Origin of the sequence: Caballeronia sp. LZ003 (genome assembly GCF_031451465.1) — a bacterium.
In the GTDB taxonomy this organism is placed as follows: domain Bacteria; phylum Pseudomonadota; class Gammaproteobacteria; order Burkholderiales; family Burkholderiaceae; genus Caballeronia.
The window spans coordinates 1-699 of sequence record NZ_JARUXJ010000114.1 but is presented as its reverse complement, the minus strand read 5'-3'; the positions used below and the strand labels follow the sequence as shown (position 1 = coordinate 699).

The 699-nt window shown below is 59.1% G+C and carries 1 protein-coding gene; it reads left to right on the top strand.

Annotated features, from left to right (window positions below; translation table 11 throughout):
* Window positions 1–326, top strand: a 326-nt coding sequence (locus QCE79_RS33300) for a LuxR C-terminal-related transcriptional regulator (protein ID WP_309851739.1), incomplete at its 5' end; no start/stop codon positions are given.
* Window positions 327–699 lie beyond the last annotated feature (373 nt).

Here is a 699-nt window from a genome sequence, read left to right as displayed (position 1 = left end):
CGGAACTGGTCTCTGCCGTGACCAAGGTCGCCGCGGGGGGCGCGTACGTGAGCCTCGCGATGGCTGAACGCTTCGCGCAGAACCTGAGCGGGCGCGCCGACCTTCTACCGCATGAACATCTGTCGGACCGCGAATTCGAAGTCTTCCGGCGGCTTTGCGCGGGCGAGTCCATTAATATGATCGGCGAGACGCTGTACGTGAGCGCCAAGACGATCAGCACATACAAGGCGCGCATACTCGAGAAAATGCAGATGTCGCATGAAGCGGCGCTCGTGCGTTATGCAGTCAAGCATAAGCTGTTCGACGACGAAGACAACGAAGTCTGACCGGCCTCCTGCGTGTCAGGATTTCCCTACACGCCTTCCCAAATCCCTACCGACCTTTCCATCGCTGCCGATTTAATTTCGAGATAGCGCGGCTGATAATCGATGCATGGATTCATGCGGCGTATCGAACTTCCGGGTCTCACGACATTCGGCTCGTACGCGAATCTGAAATTCGACAGGAGCCTTGCATGTTACTCGATAGCGAACACAGATCCATCGCCGTTCGATCCGAAGCGCCGGCGCCGCGCTGCGCTTTTCAGATCGCGGAAAGTTCCAGGTCCGCCGCGACACGCAACGGCGTGCGCTGCTCGACCTGTTCGATGCAGCGAATCTGCATGCCGGGCGGGCTCTCGCGCGATGAATACGAGCGGCT